This is a genomic window from Pseudoflavonifractor sp. HNCC25GI2 (genome assembly GCF_058136395.1).
The window spans coordinates 308,047-323,884 of record NZ_JBYUOW010000003.1 but is presented as its reverse complement, the minus strand read 5'-3'; the positions used below and the strand labels follow the sequence as shown (position 1 = coordinate 323,884).

At 58.3% G+C, this 15,838-nt stretch carries 15 protein-coding genes; 12 read left to right on the top strand and 3 right to left on the bottom strand.

What is annotated here, in order from left to right; genetic code table 11:
• Positions 1–43: 43 nt before the first annotated feature.
• Complete coding sequence (locus AC3YUO_RS06440; RefSeq protein WP_489962204.1) at positions 44–661, bottom strand: CatA-like O-acetyltransferase, family 2; 618 nt, start codon at positions 659–661, stop codon at positions 44–46.
• 182 nt (positions 662–843) lie between these two features.
• On the opposite strand from AC3YUO_RS06440, the gene AC3YUO_RS06435 reads away from it, so the two are divergent.
• Both AC3YUO_RS06435 and AC3YUO_RS06430 read left to right on the top strand, forming a co-directional pair.
• Positions 844–1,527 carry a response regulator transcription factor gene (locus AC3YUO_RS06435; RefSeq protein WP_489962203.1) on the top strand — a complete coding sequence of 228 codons (684 nt, stop codon included), beginning with the start codon at positions 844–846 and terminating at the stop codon, positions 1,525–1,527.
• Positions 1,524–2,429 carry a sensor histidine kinase gene (locus AC3YUO_RS06430; protein ID WP_489962202.1) on the top strand — a complete coding sequence of 302 codons (906 nt, stop codon included), beginning with the start codon at positions 1,524–1,526 and terminating at the stop codon, positions 2,427–2,429. The genes AC3YUO_RS06435 and AC3YUO_RS06430 overlap by 4 nt, the downstream gene beginning before the upstream one ends.
• A 71-nt stretch (positions 2,430–2,500) precedes the next feature.
• Here the strand turns inward: AC3YUO_RS06430 and AC3YUO_RS06425 are convergent, their stop codons facing one another.
• On the bottom strand, positions 2,501–3,148 hold the full coding sequence (locus tag AC3YUO_RS06425) for a hypothetical protein (protein WP_489962201.1): 648 nt from the start codon (positions 3,146–3,148) through the stop codon (positions 2,501–2,503).
• Positions 3,111–3,479, bottom strand: a complete 369-nt coding sequence (locus AC3YUO_RS06420) for a PadR family transcriptional regulator (protein WP_489962234.1) — start codon at positions 3,477–3,479, stop codon at positions 3,111–3,113. Before AC3YUO_RS06420 ends, AC3YUO_RS06425 begins: the two co-directional genes overlap by 38 nt.
• 202 nt (positions 3,480–3,681) lie before the next feature.
• Here AC3YUO_RS06420 and AC3YUO_RS06415 point away from each other — a divergent pair, with 202 nt between their 5' ends.
• The 10 genes from AC3YUO_RS06415 to AC3YUO_RS06370 all read left to right on the top strand — a co-directional run bounded on the left by AC3YUO_RS06415 (position 3,682) and on the right by AC3YUO_RS06370 (position 15,833).
• The gene (locus AC3YUO_RS06415; RefSeq protein ID WP_489962200.1) at positions 3,682–4,350 is read left to right on the top strand and encodes an ABC transporter ATP-binding protein; all 669 of its coding nucleotides are present in this window, start codon (positions 3,682–3,684) and stop codon (positions 4,348–4,350) included.
• Between the two features lie 13 nt (positions 4,351–4,363).
• Positions 4,364–7,018 carry an ABC transporter permease gene (locus AC3YUO_RS06410; protein WP_489962199.1) on the top strand — a complete coding sequence of 885 codons (2,655 nt, stop codon included), beginning with the start codon at positions 4,364–4,366 and terminating at the stop codon, positions 7,016–7,018.
• Positions 7,019–7,247: 229 nt separating this feature from the next.
• A complete protein-coding gene (mgtA, locus tag AC3YUO_RS06405; RefSeq protein ID WP_489962198.1) occupies positions 7,248–9,902 on the top strand; it encodes a magnesium-translocating P-type ATPase in 2,655 nt (884 codons plus the stop codon).
• Positions 9,903–9,919: 17 nt separating this feature from the next.
• Positions 9,920–10,414, top strand: coding sequence for a winged helix-turn-helix domain-containing protein (locus AC3YUO_RS06400; RefSeq protein WP_489962197.1), 495 nt, complete (start codon positions 9,920–9,922; stop codon positions 10,412–10,414).
• A gap of 211 nt (positions 10,415–10,625) precedes the next feature.
• Positions 10,626–13,391: a magnesium-translocating P-type ATPase gene (gene mgtA / locus AC3YUO_RS06395; RefSeq protein WP_489962196.1), complete on the top strand. Its 2,766-nt coding sequence runs from the start codon at positions 10,626–10,628 to the stop codon at positions 13,389–13,391.
• Positions 13,392–13,409: 18 nt separating this feature from the next.
• Positions 13,410–13,577, top strand: coding sequence for a hypothetical protein (locus tag AC3YUO_RS06390; RefSeq protein WP_489962195.1), 168 nt, complete (start codon positions 13,410–13,412; stop codon positions 13,575–13,577).
• Positions 13,578–13,797: 220 nt separating this feature from the next.
• Positions 13,798–14,529, top strand: a complete 732-nt coding sequence (locus AC3YUO_RS06385) for an AlkZ-related protein (RefSeq protein WP_489962194.1) — start codon at positions 13,798–13,800, stop codon at positions 14,527–14,529.
• A gap of 13 nt (positions 14,530–14,542) precedes the next feature.
• Positions 14,543–15,115, top strand: coding sequence for an SGNH/GDSL hydrolase family protein (locus AC3YUO_RS06380; protein WP_489962193.1), 573 nt, complete (start codon positions 14,543–14,545; stop codon positions 15,113–15,115).
• Positions 15,112–15,522, top strand: a complete 411-nt coding sequence (locus tag AC3YUO_RS06375) for a peptide deformylase (protein ID WP_489962192.1) — start codon at positions 15,112–15,114, stop codon at positions 15,520–15,522. The genes AC3YUO_RS06380 and AC3YUO_RS06375 overlap by 4 nt, the downstream gene beginning before the upstream one ends.
• Positions 15,519–15,833, top strand: a complete 315-nt coding sequence (locus AC3YUO_RS06370; protein WP_110440847.1) for a TIGR04076 family protein — start codon at positions 15,519–15,521, stop codon at positions 15,831–15,833. The genes AC3YUO_RS06375 and AC3YUO_RS06370 overlap by 4 nt, the downstream gene beginning before the upstream one ends.
• Positions 15,834–15,838 lie beyond the last annotated feature (5 nt).

Sequence of the window (15,838 nt, the reverse complement as noted above, 5' to 3'; positions counted from 1 at the left end):
GATACTGTATCAGTTGACGGAACGTCAGAGTCAAGGGGAATTTTTAAATTTGGCGGATCTCCCGCTGCAGCCGCTCTAAAAATTCTGCCGCCGGGATGCCGTCCATCTGAGTATGGTGGAACTGGAAGGACACCGGCAGGGTGGTACGCAGCCACTTTTTCCGATATTTTCCCCAGATGAGGAAGGGGTTGTTATAACACCCGGCGTAGATGTTCACCGCGCCGTCGATCTCATACCCCGCCAGAGCCGAGGTGCCGATGACCATATAGTCCTCCCCCAACTCATAGCTCTCCCCGCTCTCACGGACCTGTCCGGTAAGCTTCCGGTAGTCCCGGTTAAATTGCTCCAAATCAGCGGAAACAGGGATGTCACAGGTGGCGATACCGCCGTCCTGGGTGGTCACCACCGTATTGACGGCCAGGCGCTCATACTGCATCAGCTTGTCTCCCACCGGAAGCAGGTAGAAATCCTCCGTCCGGGCCGCCGCCTTTCCGATGCACCAGCAAAGGAGCATATTGAATTTGCAGCCCCGCTTCCGGTTCAGCCGCACCAGCGGGGTCACATCCAGGGTCTTCATCAAGGTTACCATAGGCATAGGGGCTTTCATCCAGAGCTCAAAGGCCAGCGCCCGGGAGGTACTTTTTGGATCTACTTCTTTCATATCGTTCTCCATTCTGTTTGTAAAATCCGGTTCGGTTGGCCGCGGTAAGTAATCCATATCATATCATAGTGCCTCATCACCAGCAACTGATTCCCATGTTCCAACGCCGTAACTTGTGCTATAATGAAGCATTGCAAACTGCTTGTACTCTGAATGAGAACAACAAACGATGAGGACCGAACATGAAACACATTTTTCTTTTGGAGGATGACGGGACCCTGGGGCGGGGAATTGCCATGGCTCTGACGGGACCGGAGACAGCCGTCATTTGCCAGCCCAGCCTGGCCAAGGCCCGGGAAGCGCTGTCGGAAGAACGGTTCGACCTGCTGATTCTGGACGTAAATCTCCCCGACGGCAGCGGTCTGGATCTGCTGCGCCAGGTGCGCTCGGAGGGCGACGCCACGCCGGTGATCCTGCTCACCGCCAACGACTTGGAGCTGGACGAGGTCACCGGGCTGGAGGCGGGCGCGGACGACTACATCACCAAGCCCTTCTCTCTGGCGGTACTCCGGGCCAGAGTAAACGCACAGCTCCGGCGAAGCATCCCCAAGGTCTCCCCTGCCCTGGCCGTGGGCCCCTTTGCCTTTGATTTTGAGCGGATGGACTTTCGCCGGGACGGCAGGCTGGTAGAGCTCTCCAAAACCGAGCAGAAGCTGCTGCGGGTACTGGTGGAAAACCGCGGGCACGCCGTACCCCGGGCCACACTGGTGGACCGGGTATGGACGGACGGAGCGGAATTTGTGGAGGAAAACGCCCTGTCCGTCACGGTCAAGCGGCTGCGGAGCAAGCTGGAGGCTGACCCCTCCAGGCCGGAGTATTTGAAAACGGTGTATGGCATCGGCTATACCTGGGCGGTGAAGCCATGACGGGCTATGTGATAGCGGGAACAGCCCTGCTGCTGGCCCTTGCCGTGGTGGTTTATGACCGCCGGCGGACCACCTGCATTCTTCGGCAGCTGGACGATATGCTCACCGCAGCCATGAACGGCAACTTTTCTGCAGAAACCTTTGACGAGAGCCGACTCTCTGCCCTGGAGAGCCGGCTGGAGCGGTATCTGGCGGCCAGTGCCCTGTCTGAGCGGAATCTGCGGGAGCAGAAGGACCAGATCAGTGCCCTGATCTCCGACATCTCCCACCAGACCAAGACACCGGTGGCCAATCTTCAGCTCTATGCCCAGCTGCTCGCAGAGCAGCCCCTCACACCTCAGGGAAAGGACTGTGCCGCCGCCATCTCCGCCCAGGCGGAAAAGCTGCAGGCCCTCATCGAGGCTCTGGTCAAAACCTCCCGGCTGGAGACGGGCATTCTGGCCCTCCACCCCCAGCCTAGCGAGCTTTCCTCCGTGGTGGAGCGTGCCGCTGCGCAGTATATGCCCAAGGCTTCGGAAAAAGGCATCACCCTGACCGTTGGGCAGAGGGAAGGCTCCGCAGTCTTCGACCCTAAGTGGACGGAAGAGGCAGTGTGCAACCTGCTGGACAACGCCGTCAAGTACACTCCGTCCGGCGGAACGGTGTCGGTGGCGGTAAAAAACTATGAGTTGTTCTCCGCCATTCGGGTAACAGATACCGGCCCGGGCATTTCCGAGGGAGAGCAGGCCAAGGTTTTCGGACGGTTTTACCGCGCTTCCGGGGCCTGGCAGGCGGAGGGGGTGGGCATCGGCCTCTACCTCACCCGTCAGATCGCAGAAAAGCAGGGCGGCTATGTGAAGGTGGAGAGTACACCGGGGAAGGGAAGCACCTTTTCCCTCTATCTCCCCCATGAGACGGCGTAGGAAAACAAACCCACTTCGCAAAAAAGGCTGCGCCCTTGCGGGCACAGCCTTTTCACTTGCAGCAGAAGCCGTTAATCCAGCTTGAGATCCATCAATTTATAGACCACAAACAAGCCGGCCACCACGCAGGCCGCCGCCGGAACCGGAAGGGTGGCAACGGGCTGCCGCAGAAAGAACCCTGCGCAGAGCACCCCGCAGAAAACCAGAAAAAACAACACCCACGGCCCCTTTTTCTCGTCGTCGGAGAACGAGCTGCGGCAGATCCAGTAGACCACGCCGCAGGCAGTGAGCAAAATCCCCCCACCCGAGATCAGCTGGCCAATCGTCAGCGTCAGCTCCGGCCAGCTTCCTATGCCAAGCAATCCCTCCAGAACACCAAATCCAAACCAGATTGCCGCCAGGACCGTCGCAGCCAACAGCCCGTCCCGGATCGTACATAGCAGACTTTCCCACCGGGACATGGGCGGCAGCTCCGCAATGACGCTGTCGCAGAATTCCTTGGGATCCCGTCCGATGACAGCTTCCGCATCCTCTCCCCGGTTCTCTGCGTCCAGCAGCATCCGGGTGATATCCCGCCGCACCTGCTCCTGCTCCCAAGTGCTGATTCGGGAGCCCCGCAGATACACCACAATATTGGTCAGCAGTGTCTGTCCCTTTTCGCTGAGGGCCTCTTCCGCCCGGTTATTCTCCTCCAAAAGCAGCTTTGTCTTCTTGCGCATGGGGATAACCTCCTGTCATTTGAATCAGCTGATCCACCGCTTGGGTCAGTTCCTGATAATGATAAAAAAATTCCTCTAATTCCTTTTGGCCAAGGTCTGTCAAGGCATAATACTTTCGTTGTGGTCCCTCCGGTGAGGCCCGGAAGCTGGCTGTGATGGAGCCTCGTTTCTCCAGCCGCAGCAGCAGCGGATAGACGGTTCCCTCCGGAATCCGGCCAAATCCATAGCGTTCCAGCTTCTGTGAGATTTCATAGCCATAGCGCTCCTCCTGCCGGAGGATGGCCAGCACACAGCCCTCCAGCGTCCCTTTGAGCATCTGAGACGGAATCACAGTATCACCTCCGCTATCTTGCTTTGCAAGGTAGGTGTTTGCTATATTGTAATGCAAGATAGCATCTCTGTCAATCCCCTTTATCCCCCCACTCCAATTCTTTCAAAACTGTCACATCCTCGAAAGCGCCTGGACAGATTTCTGTGGTAAAGTCGGTGCTGTAAGAAAGACAATCACGCTCTTTTCATAGGAGGAATCAAGTATGGTTATTTTACAGACCAAGGATCTGAAAAAATACTACGGCGCCGGGGACACCCAGGTAAAGGCCCTGGACGGCGTGGACCTGAGCATCCAGCAGGGCGAGTTTGTGGCCATTGTGGGCACCTCCGGCTCCGGCAAGTCCACGCTGCTGCACATGCTGGGCGGACTGGACCGGCCCACCTCGGGCACCGTCACCGTGGACGGCAGGGACATCTTCGCCCTGAAGGACGAAGCCCTGACCATCTTCCGCCGCCGGAAAATCGGCTTCGTGTTCCAATCCTACAACCTGGTGCCGGTGCTCAGCGTGTGGGAAAACATCGTCCTGCCGGTGGAACTGGACGGACGGAAGGTAGACGAGACCTATATGGAGGAGGTCATCGCCACTCTGGGGCTTGAGAAAAAGCTCCGGAGCCTGCCGGGCCAGCTCTCCGGCGGCCAGCAGCAGCGTGTGGCCATTGCACGGGCTCTGGCTACCAAACCCGCCATTCTTCTGGCTGACGAGCCCACCGGCAACCTGGACAGCCGGACCAGCCAGGACGTGCTCAGTCTCATGAAGGTGACCGGCCAGAAGTTCGCCCAGACCATGGTGATGATCACCCACAACGAGGAGATCGCTCAGATGGCCGACCGCATCGTCCGCATCGAGGACGGCCGGATCGTGACGCGGTAAGGGGGCAAAGCGTATGAAGGTCTCCAACCGCAACTGCATCCGCCGCCTGAGCCTGCGCGCCCTTTTGGCCAGCCGCACCCGGAACATCGTAGCGGTGCTGGCCATCGCCCTGACGGCAGTGCTGTTTACCTCGCTTTTTACCATCGCCCTCTCCATCAACGAGGGAATCCAACAGAATAACTTCCGCCAGGCCGGGGGCTGGAGCCACGGCACCTTTAAGTACCTGACGGAAGAGCAATTTGAGGAATTGAAAGACGATCCTCTTATCGAGTCCTGGGGCCTGCGCCGATTTTTAGGCATGCCTACGGACGTCCCCTTCAACAAATCCCATGTGGAGATCGGCTATTCCGACGCCAATAACGCCCACTGGATGTACTGTGACCCTGTAGAGGGCCGTCTTCCCCAGGAGGGTACCGACGAGGCCGCCACCGACACCCATGTGCTGGATCTGCTGGGCGTAGAGCCGGAAATCGGCACAGAATTTACCGTCACCTTCTCGGTGGACGGCCATGAGACCACCCAGACCTTTACCCTGTGCGGCTGGTGGGAGTATGACGAGGCCATTGTGGCCAACCATATTCTCATTCCCGAGAGCCGGGTGGATGCGGTGCTGCAGGAAGTAGGCGTCAATCCGCCGGGCAGCGACGGCATGACCGGCGAGTGGAATCTGGATGTGATGCTGAAAAACGGCGCCCGCTCCATTGCCTCCGACATGGAGGAAATTTTGGCAAACCACGGCTATCAGTCAGAAACACCGGGAGAAAATTACATCTCCATCGGCGTCAACTGGGGCTACACCGGAGCGCAGCTCTCTGAGAAGCTTGACCCCACCGTGGTGGCCATCATTGCGGGGGCGCTGGCCCTCATTCTGCTCACCGGGTATCTCATCATCTATAATGTGTTCCAAATCTCGGTGGCGGGAGACATCCGCTTCTATGGGCTGCTGAAAACCATCGGTACCACGCCCCGGCAACTGCGGCGTATCATCCGCACCCAGGCGCTGCTCCTCTCCCTCATCGGCATCCCCATCGGCCTGCTGCTGGGCTGGCTGCTGGGCGGCGTGCTCACCCCTGTCATCACCGCACGGCTCAACGGGGTGACCACCGTGGTCTCCGTCAGCCCCCTTCTATTTGTGGGCTCGGCCCTTTTTGCCCTGGTGACGGTGCTCATCTCCTGCCGCCGTCCCGGCCGTCTGGCGGGCAAGGTCTCCCCGGTGGAGGCGGTGCGCTACACCGAAGGCAAGGCAGGAAAGAAGAAGGGAAAGCGGGACGGCAAGGGCGTGTCCCTGCTGTCCATGGCCTGGGCCAACCTGGGCCGCAGCCGGGGTAAGACCTTCCTCACCGTGCTGTCCCTGACCCTCGCTGTTGTGCTGCTAACCCTGACCGTCACCTTCACCAACGGCTTCGACATAGACAAATATGTGGCCAATTTTACCGCCAGCGACTTTATCCTGGCCGACGCGGGCCAGTTCCAGACGGGCGGGGACGGCTTCAACGACGAGATGGGGGTGCCGGAGGCGGTGATCGACGCCGTGGATGCCCAGGGTGGCATTACCGGGAGCGGCCGCGTGTACGGCAAGACCGGCCCGGCGCTGGAGTTCGTCACGGAGGAATACTACCGCTCTATGTGGGGACGCTGGAACACCCAAGAACAGCTGGACAGCATGGTGGCCTTTAAAGACCGAAATGAGGACGGGCTTCTGGTGGACCGGGTGCAGCTCTACGGCATGGATCCCTTCGCCCTTGACTATCTGACCGTACTGGATGGGGACCTGACAAAGCTCAATGACCCTGACCACAATTACATTGCCGCTGTTTACGGCACCGATGACTATGATAATCCGGATATGGGCAGCCATTGGGCCCGGCTGGGTGATACGGTGACCATCCGCTATGTGGAGGAGTTTGAATACTACAATCCCGATACCGGCGAGGTCTACGGCCCCTTGGAAAATGTACCGGACGGGGCCCCCTACGTCGAGCGGGCGGTAAAGTACCGGGACATAGACTATACCGTGGCCGCCCTGGTGACGGTGCCCTCCGCCCTGAGCTACCGCTATTACGGCGCCGACGAGTTTGTCATGGGATCGGAGGCCTTTCTCCGTGATACGGGAACGGACTTTGTCATGTACTACGCCTTTGACACCACGGATGACACCAACGCCGCCATGGAAGCCTTCCTTCAGGACTACACAGAGAATGTGAACCCTCAGTTTGATTGCGAGAGCAAGTCCACCTATGCCGGGGAATTTGCGAGCACAAGGAGCATGTTCCTTCTCCTGGGAGGCGCTCTGAGCTTCATTGTTGGGCTGGTGGGCGTGCTGAACTTCTTCAACGCCATCCTCACCGGCATCACCGCCCGCCGGCGGGAGCTGGCGGTGCTCCAGTCCATCGGCATGACATCCCGGCAGCTGCGGACCATGCTGGCCCTGGAGGGGCTGTTCTATACGGTGGGCGCGGCTCTTCTGGCTTTAACACTGATTGTGGTCACTGCGCCCTTTTTGGGGCCCGCCCTCAACCGGCTCATCTGGTTCTTCACCTATCACTTTACCGTCTGGCCCATCGCCGTGGTGCTGCCCCTGTTCGGGGCGCTGGGCATCCTCATCCCGGTTTTGAGCTGCCGCGCCGCTCAGCGCTATTCCGTGGTAGAGCGCCTGCGTCAGGAATAAGGTACAAAGTCCAATACAAAAAGCCGGAGAGCACTTCCGTTCAACGTGCTCTCCGGCCTCTTTTACGCTATGAAACGCTTCTTTTCCTCTGCAGTAGCTTTGCACACTGACAGAACGTTGATGTGCTATACGTACGAGTCTCGGGGAAAGCAAGAAAAAAGCAAGGATTTTCCCCCTCGCAGCAAGGCCATTCTATGGTATGATAGAAAAATCCTGCGGAGGTGAGGCTATGAAAGCAAGTCCAATCGCCCATCGGCGTGTCCTTGAGTATGCATACATGGACATCGATACGCTGTACCGGGATTTTCACATTTCTGATCAAGGTTACAGCGACGCTCAGGCAGAAGAAAGCCGGGCACAATACGGGACAAACCGTCTCTCAGGCCGGGCCTCGGACACAGTACTCTACCGTTTGCGGCGGGCCTTTCTTAACCCGTTCACCATCATCTTATTTGTATTGGCCTGCATTTCCTTTTTGACCGATGTGGTATTGGCCTCCAACTTCAGCCGCAACATCACCACCGTCGTCATTATTCTGTGTATGCTGCTCACCAGCGGTGCGGTACGGTTCACTCAGGAGCTGCGGGCAAAGCGCATTGCGGACCGCCTCACAGGGATGATCGCTTCCACGGTGCTGGTGCGCAGGAACGGAACGTGGACCAGAGTCTCCTCCACCGAGCTGGTGGTGGGCGATCTGGTCCGTCTGTCCGCCGGAGACCGTGTCCCGGCCGACATCCGGCTGACTGCGGCCAAGGATTTGTTTGTTTCCCAATCGGTCATCACGGGCGAGAGCGAAATTCTGGAAAAAAACACTGACACACTCCCCCAGGGGCAGGCCCAATCCTATGCCGGGTACCGCAACCTCGTTTTTATGGGCTCCGCCCTCACCGGGGGCAGCGGCGAGGGCGTGGTTCTGGCCGTGGGGGAAGACACCGTTTACGGCGGCTTTGCCGGGGCGGAATCCCCCCGAAAAAACGGGTTCGACCAGGGTGCCAACTCCATTGCATGGGTCCTCATCCGCTTTATGACGGTTTTGATTCCGGTGGTGCTGATTGCCTGCGGCCTGACAAAGGGTGACTGGGTCTCCGCATTTCTGTTCGCTCTGTCGGTTGCCGTGGGTCTGACGCCGGAAATGCTCCCCATGGTCATCAACGCCTGTCTGGCCAAAGGCAGCGCGGCTATGGGAAAAAAGCAGACCGTGGTAAAGAACATCAACGCCATGCAGGGCTTCGGCAGCATGGATATCCTTTGTGTGGATAAGACCGGTACCTTGACCGGAGACGAAATCACGCTGGAATATTACATGGATATCCTGGGCAACGAGAGCCAAAGGGTTCTGGATTTTGCCTATCTGAACAGCCTCTATCACACCGGAGTAAAAAACCACCTGGACAGCGCGCTTCTCCAGTGCCGCCGGATGCCAGGCCGAGAGCCGTACTTTCAGGCATTGGCTGCCCGCCACAGCAAGCTGGACGAGCTGCCCTTTGACTATGAGCGGCGGTTTGCCAGCGTTCTGGTGCAGCACGGGGACGAAAACCTGCTGCTCATCAAGGGCAGCATTGACGAGGTATGCCGCCGGTGCAGCAGCGTGGAGTACAAAGGCGAGCGCCACCAGATATCCGGTGACCAAACCGAAAGTGTCCGGGCCATTGTGGACGAGATGCTGGAAGACGGGATGAAGGTACTGGCAGTGGCCTATAAGCCCCTGAGAAAGACGACACTGTCACCGGCAGACGAGCACGACTTCATTCTGCTGGGCTATCTGGCCTTTTTTGACGCGTCCAAGGAGAGCGCCGCCGGAGCTATTCAAAAGCTGCAGCAGCTCCATGTGGGCGTGCGGGTGCTGACTGGAGATCACCGGGATATTGCCGTTTCCGTGTGCCGGAGACTGGGCATCGACACCGCTCAGGCACTGACCGGCCGGGAGCTGGAGCAGCTGGGTGAGGATGAGCTCCCCATCAAAATTGAGCGCACCACCCTGTTTGCGGAGCTGTCCCCCAAACAGAAGGTACAGATCGTGCAGCACCTCCGGGCCAATGGACATACGGTCGGCTTTTTGGGGGACGGCATGAACGACCTGCCCGCCATCGTGGAGGCGGATGTGGGCATATCCGTGGACACCGCAGCGGAGGCCGTCAAGGAAGGCGCGGATGTCATTCTGCTGAAAAAGGATCTGAATGTGCTGGAGGAGGGAATTCAGGAGGGCCGCAGGGCCTTTGCCAACGTGTCCAAGTACATCAAGATTACGGCCTCCTCCAATTTCGGCAACATTCTCTCCATTGTGGTTGCCAGCGTATTTCTGCCCTTCTTCCCCATGACATCGCTGCAGCTCTTGCTGCTGAACCTCCTCTATGATATCCTGTGTCTGGTTCTCCCCTGGGACCATGTGGACGAGGAGACCTGTGCCCGGCCCCTGGAGTGGTCCGGCAGGACCCTGGGCCGCTTTATGCGGTTCTTCGGCCCCATCAGCTCTTTTTTTGACATCCTCACCTTTTCGTATCTGTTCTTTGTGCTGTGTCCCGCCGTGTGCGGGGGAAGCTTCGCCTCCCTGGTGGGGAGCGGCAGGGAGCTTTCCTTCATTGCTCTCTTCCAAACCGGGTGGTTTCTGGAATCCATGTGGACCCAGGTGCTGATTCTGCATCTGCTGCGCACACCCAAGGTGCCGCTGCTGCAAAGCAGGCCCTCCCGTCCGGTGATGTGGGTTACCCTGCTGGGCACCCTGTTCTTTACCGTTCTGACCTTTACCCCGGCGGGCAGACTGCTGGGCCTCACCCCGCTGCCCCCAGTCTATTTCGGCTTTCTGGCCGCCGTTGTCTCCCTGTATCTGCTTTGGGTCACGCTGGCCAAAGGCTGGTATATCCGCCGCTGCCATGAGCTTTTGTAAGAGAGGAGGAATCTGTGATGAAAAAACACATCGGATTTATCACGCTGGATTTCTCCCTTGCGCGCTGGCTTGCCGATGCACTCCCCACCGCGCCCCGCTCCCGCGCCGCTCAGGATCTGCTGGAAGGGTTGGGGGACCTGATGACCGGCAGCACCGAGTCCCTCATGCTGGAGCTGGGAGATGGCGAACATGAGGCCGTGTCCGAGGACATCCTCCGCTGCGGTGACCTCTCCATCGACCTGAGGCTTCGCAGAGTCAGCCGGGACGGTACAGAAATTTCCTTAACGCCCAAGGAGTTTGATATTCTGTATTTTCTGGCCCGCAACCGGGGCGAGGTATTTACCAAGGAACAGATTTACCAGGCCGTATGGGAGAGCGACTACTTACTGGATGACAGCAACATTATGGCCTTCATCCGAAAGCTGCGGAAGAAAATTGAGCCCAACCCCGACGCCCCCCGGTATATCCTGACCATCTGGGGCATCGGATACAAATTCAGCGACAAGCTGTAAATTCAAATTCTGACCAAATCGCAAGAAAATCGCAAGGTTTTGACCATGTGATTTTTCTTGCGGTTTTTTTATACTCATTTAGGACGCAGGAAGGGAGGGAACAACATGGATTCTGACGGCAGTCCGCGAAGTTTGGTACAGTGCAGCGCACATGGAGTTCCGGCTCCCATCCACTGTACCGCCTTGAACCCATACAAGGAGGTAAGAAACCATGAACAGAAATGAAACGCGCCGTTCGGCGCGCCAGGCAGCCCAGCAGGCTGTCCTCCGTGATGAACAGAACCGCCGCATTCAGGACGCAGCAACCGCCCCGGTGAAGGCTCTTCTCCGTGCGCTTCAAGCGCCGCTGAGCGGGCTTGACCCGGAGGCCGTCACCGCCAGCCGGGCCAAATACGGCAGCAACAAGGTGACCCACGAGAAGAAAAAATCCCTGCCCAGACGGCTGGCAGGCGCATTTGTCAATCCCTTTACCGCCATTCTGCTCTGCCTGGCCCTGGTGTCCACCATGACGGACATGGTATTTCCAATGTTCTCCCTCTTCGGCAGTGTGCCGGAGGATTTTGACTGCCTCACCGTGGTCATTATCCTCACCATGGTCATCATCTCCGGCACCCTACGCTTTGTTCAGGAATCCCGAAGCGGCAGCGCGGCGGAAAAGCTGCTGGCCATGATCACCACCACCTGCACGGTGACCCGCAAGGGACAGGAACACGTGGAAATTCCCATGGATGAGCTGGTGGTGGGCGACATTGTTCACCTGTCCGCCGGAGACATGATTCCCGCCGATGTACGCATTCTGGAGGCCAAGGACCTGTTTGTCAGCCAGGCCAGCCTCACCGGCGAAAGCGAGCCGGTGGAGAAGCAGCCCCAGGCAAATGAGGTCAAGGAGAGCACTACGGATTATACCGACATTGCCTTTATGGGCAGCAGCGTGGTCTCCGGCAGCGCCGTCGCCGTGGCGGTCTGCGTGGGAGACGACACGCTCTTTGGCTCCATGGCCTCCGCAGTGGCGGGAGAAGCGGCGGAAACCAGCTTTACAAAGGGGGTAAACGCCGTCTCCTGGGTGCTCATCCGCTTCATGCTGGTGATGGTTCCCCTGGTCTTCTGCATCAACGGCCTCACCAAGGGGGACTGGCTGGATGCCTTCCTTTTTGGCATCTCCATCGCCGTGGGTCTGACCCCGGAAATGCTGCCCATGATTGTGACCACCTGCCTGGCCAAGGGCGCGGTGTCCATGAGCAAGAAGCAGACCATCGTCAAGAACCTCAACTCTATCCAGAACTTCGGCGCCATCGACATTCTGTGCACCGACAAGACCGGAACCCTGACCCAGGACCAGGTGGTGCTGGAATACCACCTCAATGTAAACGGCGAGGACGACACCCGGGTACTTCGCCACGCCTACCTCAACAGCTATTTCCAGACCGGCTACAAGAATCTCATGGACCTGGCCATCATCCGCAAAACGGAGGAGGCCGAGGCGGAGGACCCCCGGCTGGTGGACCTATCGGAGCACTATGTAAAGGTGGATGAAATTCCCTTTGACTTTGCCCGCCGGCGGCTGAGTACCGTGGTTCAGGACCGGGCCGGAAAGACCCAGATGGTAACCAAGGGCGCTGTGGAGGAGATGCTCTCCATCTGCTCCTTTGCTGAGTGCGACGGCGGCGTCCAGCCGCTGACCGGCGAGGTGCGGCAGCGGATTCTCGAGACGGTGGATGCTCTCAATGACAAGGGCTTTCGTGTGCTGGTCATCGCTCAAAAGAGCAACCCCTCTCCTGTAGGAGCCTTCGGGGTCAAGGACGAACGGGACATGGTGCTCATTGGCTACCTGGCTTTCCTGGACCCGCCCAAGGAGTCCACGGCCGACGCCATCCGGGCGCTGAAGCGCCACGGTGTGACCACCAAAATTCTCACCGGTGACAACGACAAGGTGACCCGTACCATCTGCAAGCAGGTGGGCCTGAAGGTGCGCAACATGCTGCTGGGCTCCGACCTGGACGCCATGAGCGACCAGGAGCTGGCAAGGGCGGCCGAGTCCACCGATGTGTTTGCCAAGCTCACCCCCGACCAGAAGGCTCGGGTAGTTTCGGTGCTGCGGGAAAGCGGACACACCGTGGGCTTTATGGGGGACGGCATCAACGACGCCGCCGCCATGAAGGCTGCCGACATCGGCATCTCCGTGGACACCGCGGTGGATGTGGCCAAGGAGTCGGCGGACATCATCCTGTTGGAAAAGGACCTGATGGTGCTGGAGCAGGGCATCATCGAGGGGCGCAAGACCTACGCCAACATGATCAAATACATCAAGATGACCGCTTCCTCCAACTTCGGCAACATGTTCTCAGTGCTGGCCGCCTCTGCCCTGCTGCCCTTCCTGCCCATGATGAGCGTACACCTTATCTTCCTCAATCTCATTTACGACCTGTCCTGCACTGCCATTCCCTGGGACAATGTGGATGAGGAGTTTATTTCCAAACCCCGGAAGTGGGACGCCTCCAGTGTGGGCAACTTCATGCTCTGGCTCGGGCCCACCAGCTCCATCTTCGACTTTACCACCTATCTTTTCATGTACTTTGTCTTCTGCCCCATGTTTGTTTCCGGCGGCGTGCTCTTCAACGACCTGGCCGCCCATTTCAGCGGCGCGGAGCTGCTCCTGATGCAGGCAAAGTACATTGGTCTCTTCCAGGCGGGCTGGTTTGTGGAATCCATGTGGAGCCAGACCCTGGTCATCCACATGATCCGCACCCCCAAGCTGCCCTTCCTCCAGAGCCGGGCCTCCGCTCCCCTGACCCTGCTCACCCTGACCGGCATCGCCGTGCTGACCATCATCCCCTTCACTCCCTTCGGCGCTGTGCTGGGATTTGTCGCTCTGCCTGCCGCCTACTTTGCCTACCTCATCCCCTGTATTCTGCTCTATATGGTGCTGGCCACCAGTCTGAAAAAAGCTTATGTACGCCACTATGGCGAATTACTTTGACGTTGGGAGGAATTTTCTATGTTCTGGTCTAAGCTGTGGATGGACCTGTTTGGACGCACTTCCTTTTTGGGAATCGACATGGGATTCTGGGTGGCCATGTCCGTGGTGCTGCTCATTGTCATTGTGATGAATGTCGTGTTCTGGGGGATGAAGCCCAAAGCACAGGACGGCAGCAAACAGGACTGAGGGGCCTCTTTGTTTCGCCCACTGCACACGAACCAAGCACAAGCTTGTCCTCCGAACACTCCGCCGCTTGTCGGACGCGAAGCACATATTGACCACGAAGAAAAGCCGCAATTCGGGTACTCCGTATCCGAATTGCGGCTTCTTCCATCCAGCCTCCATAGCATTTCCGTCGCTGCCGTGCTATAATGCCTTTAACGAGCGGAACAGGGAGGTGTGCACCATGGCCAATGAAAACGGCACATGGATCATGCGCGGGCTCCGTTGGGATGACCCTTATCGCATCCGCAGCTGGCAGGAGCTGGTCCATTGGATTGATGAAGTTGGTTTTCTGCCCCTCTTCAAAAATGAAATTGACGGCTTTTCCGCCGAGGAGCACACCTCTGACCTCTACTGGTGGAGCGGCGACCCGGAGCAGGACCCCTGGGAGTGGCGGCAGCTCATTGCCCGCAGCGGACAGGTGGCCTACGGCAAGTTCTTTGGCCGGAAGGCCGGGTTTATCTCCAAAGCCTGGTTTCCCCACTTTGCCAACTGGCGGCGGGACGGCTATGACTTTGACAGCCGCTGGGACGAGGGACTGGCCAGTCTGCGCCAGAAGCATATCATGGACCAGTTTACCGTTCCGGATGAGTTGTATTCCTTTGAGCTCAAGCGCCTGGCCGGATTCGGCAAAGAGGGCGAAAAGAATTTTGAGGGCACCGTGACGGACCTGCAGATGGGAGGGTATCTTCTGATCCGGGACTTCCGGCAGCGCCGCAACAAAAAGGGGCAGCCCTACGGATGGCCCATCTCCGTCTACAGCACACCAGAGGCTCTTTGGGGCTATGAGCACATCTCCTCCGCCTATTCGGTGGAGCCTGCCCAGTCCAGAGAACTGATCGGCCAGCAGATACGCAGAAATTTTCCGGGGGCTACAGAGACTGCGCTCCGGGCGGTGCTGGGTTTGGACAGATGACAGGAGTGTTACCATGCGGATTTTAATGCTGGGCAACAGCTTTACCTCCACCAACCATATGCCTCAGATGCTGGCTGAGCTGACCGGTGCGGAAGTGGTGCATCACACCCGGGGCGGGGCGCGGCTGTCGGAGCAGCTAAACCCCAAAACCAGACTGGGTGCACAGACACAGGCAGCGCTGCGTGATGAGCACTGGAACTATGTGGTCCTCCAGGAGATGAGCCACGGCCCCATTACTGCTTCCCAAAGCTTCTTTTCCAGCGTGGAGCAGCTCTGCAAACAGATTCGGGCAAATGGGGCTGTTCCCATTCTTTACGCCACCTGGGCCTATCAGAAGGGCGGGACAAAGCTGACGGCCAAGGGCTGGGACTATGACGAGATGGCCCGAAAACTATCTGAGGTCTACCACAAAGCTGCCCGTGAGAACCACGCTCTCATTGCCGATGCAGGCCGGAGGTTTTATGAGTGTTCCAAAACCCAGGACCTCTATGCTGCCGACGGCGTTCACCCCAACGAACTGGGCTCGCGCATTGCGGCCCAGAGTATTGCGGAAGTTATTCAACAACACAAGGAGAACCAACCATGATTCGAGAAATCTGCAGAGACGAGACCTTTCTGGCCCAAAAGGCGGAGCCCGCCACCCCGGATGATCTTCCGATTGCCGCCGACCTGCTGGAGACCCTGGAACACCACAAGGACGGCTGCGTGGGCATGGCAGCCAACATGATCGGCGTGAACAAGCGCATCATCGCCTTTGACAACGAAGGCACTTACATGGTCATGTTTAATCCGGAAATTCTCAAAACCTCCGGTCCCTACCATACCGAGGAAGGATGCCTCTCCCTCACCGGCATCCGCCCGACCAAACGGTGGAAGTCCATCAAGGTGCGCTGGCAGAACGAGAAGTTCCAGGAGCGGCTGAAAACATTTACCGGCTGGACCGCTCAGATCATCCAACACGAAATCGACCACTGTGAGGGCATCCTTATATGAAAAAATGTAAAATTACCGTCATGCGCATAACCCAATATGAGGACCTGATGGCCCAGTATGAAAATCCCATCTCCCACGCCTGCGACATGAAGGTGGGACAGGTTTTCATCGCCAACGGCTGGGAAAAGCCGGATGGCTTCTGTCAAAGCGCCTGGGACACCCTCTCCCCCTTCGTGCTGGCCCTGAGCCACGGCGGAGAGAACTTTTACGACGGTTGGATGAAGAACCCCAAGTCCGCCATGCTCTCCTGCAACGACGGCTTCCGTCCGGTCAGCTTTTTGGTGGAAGCCCTGGACGAGGACGCAGAGTGAGGAGG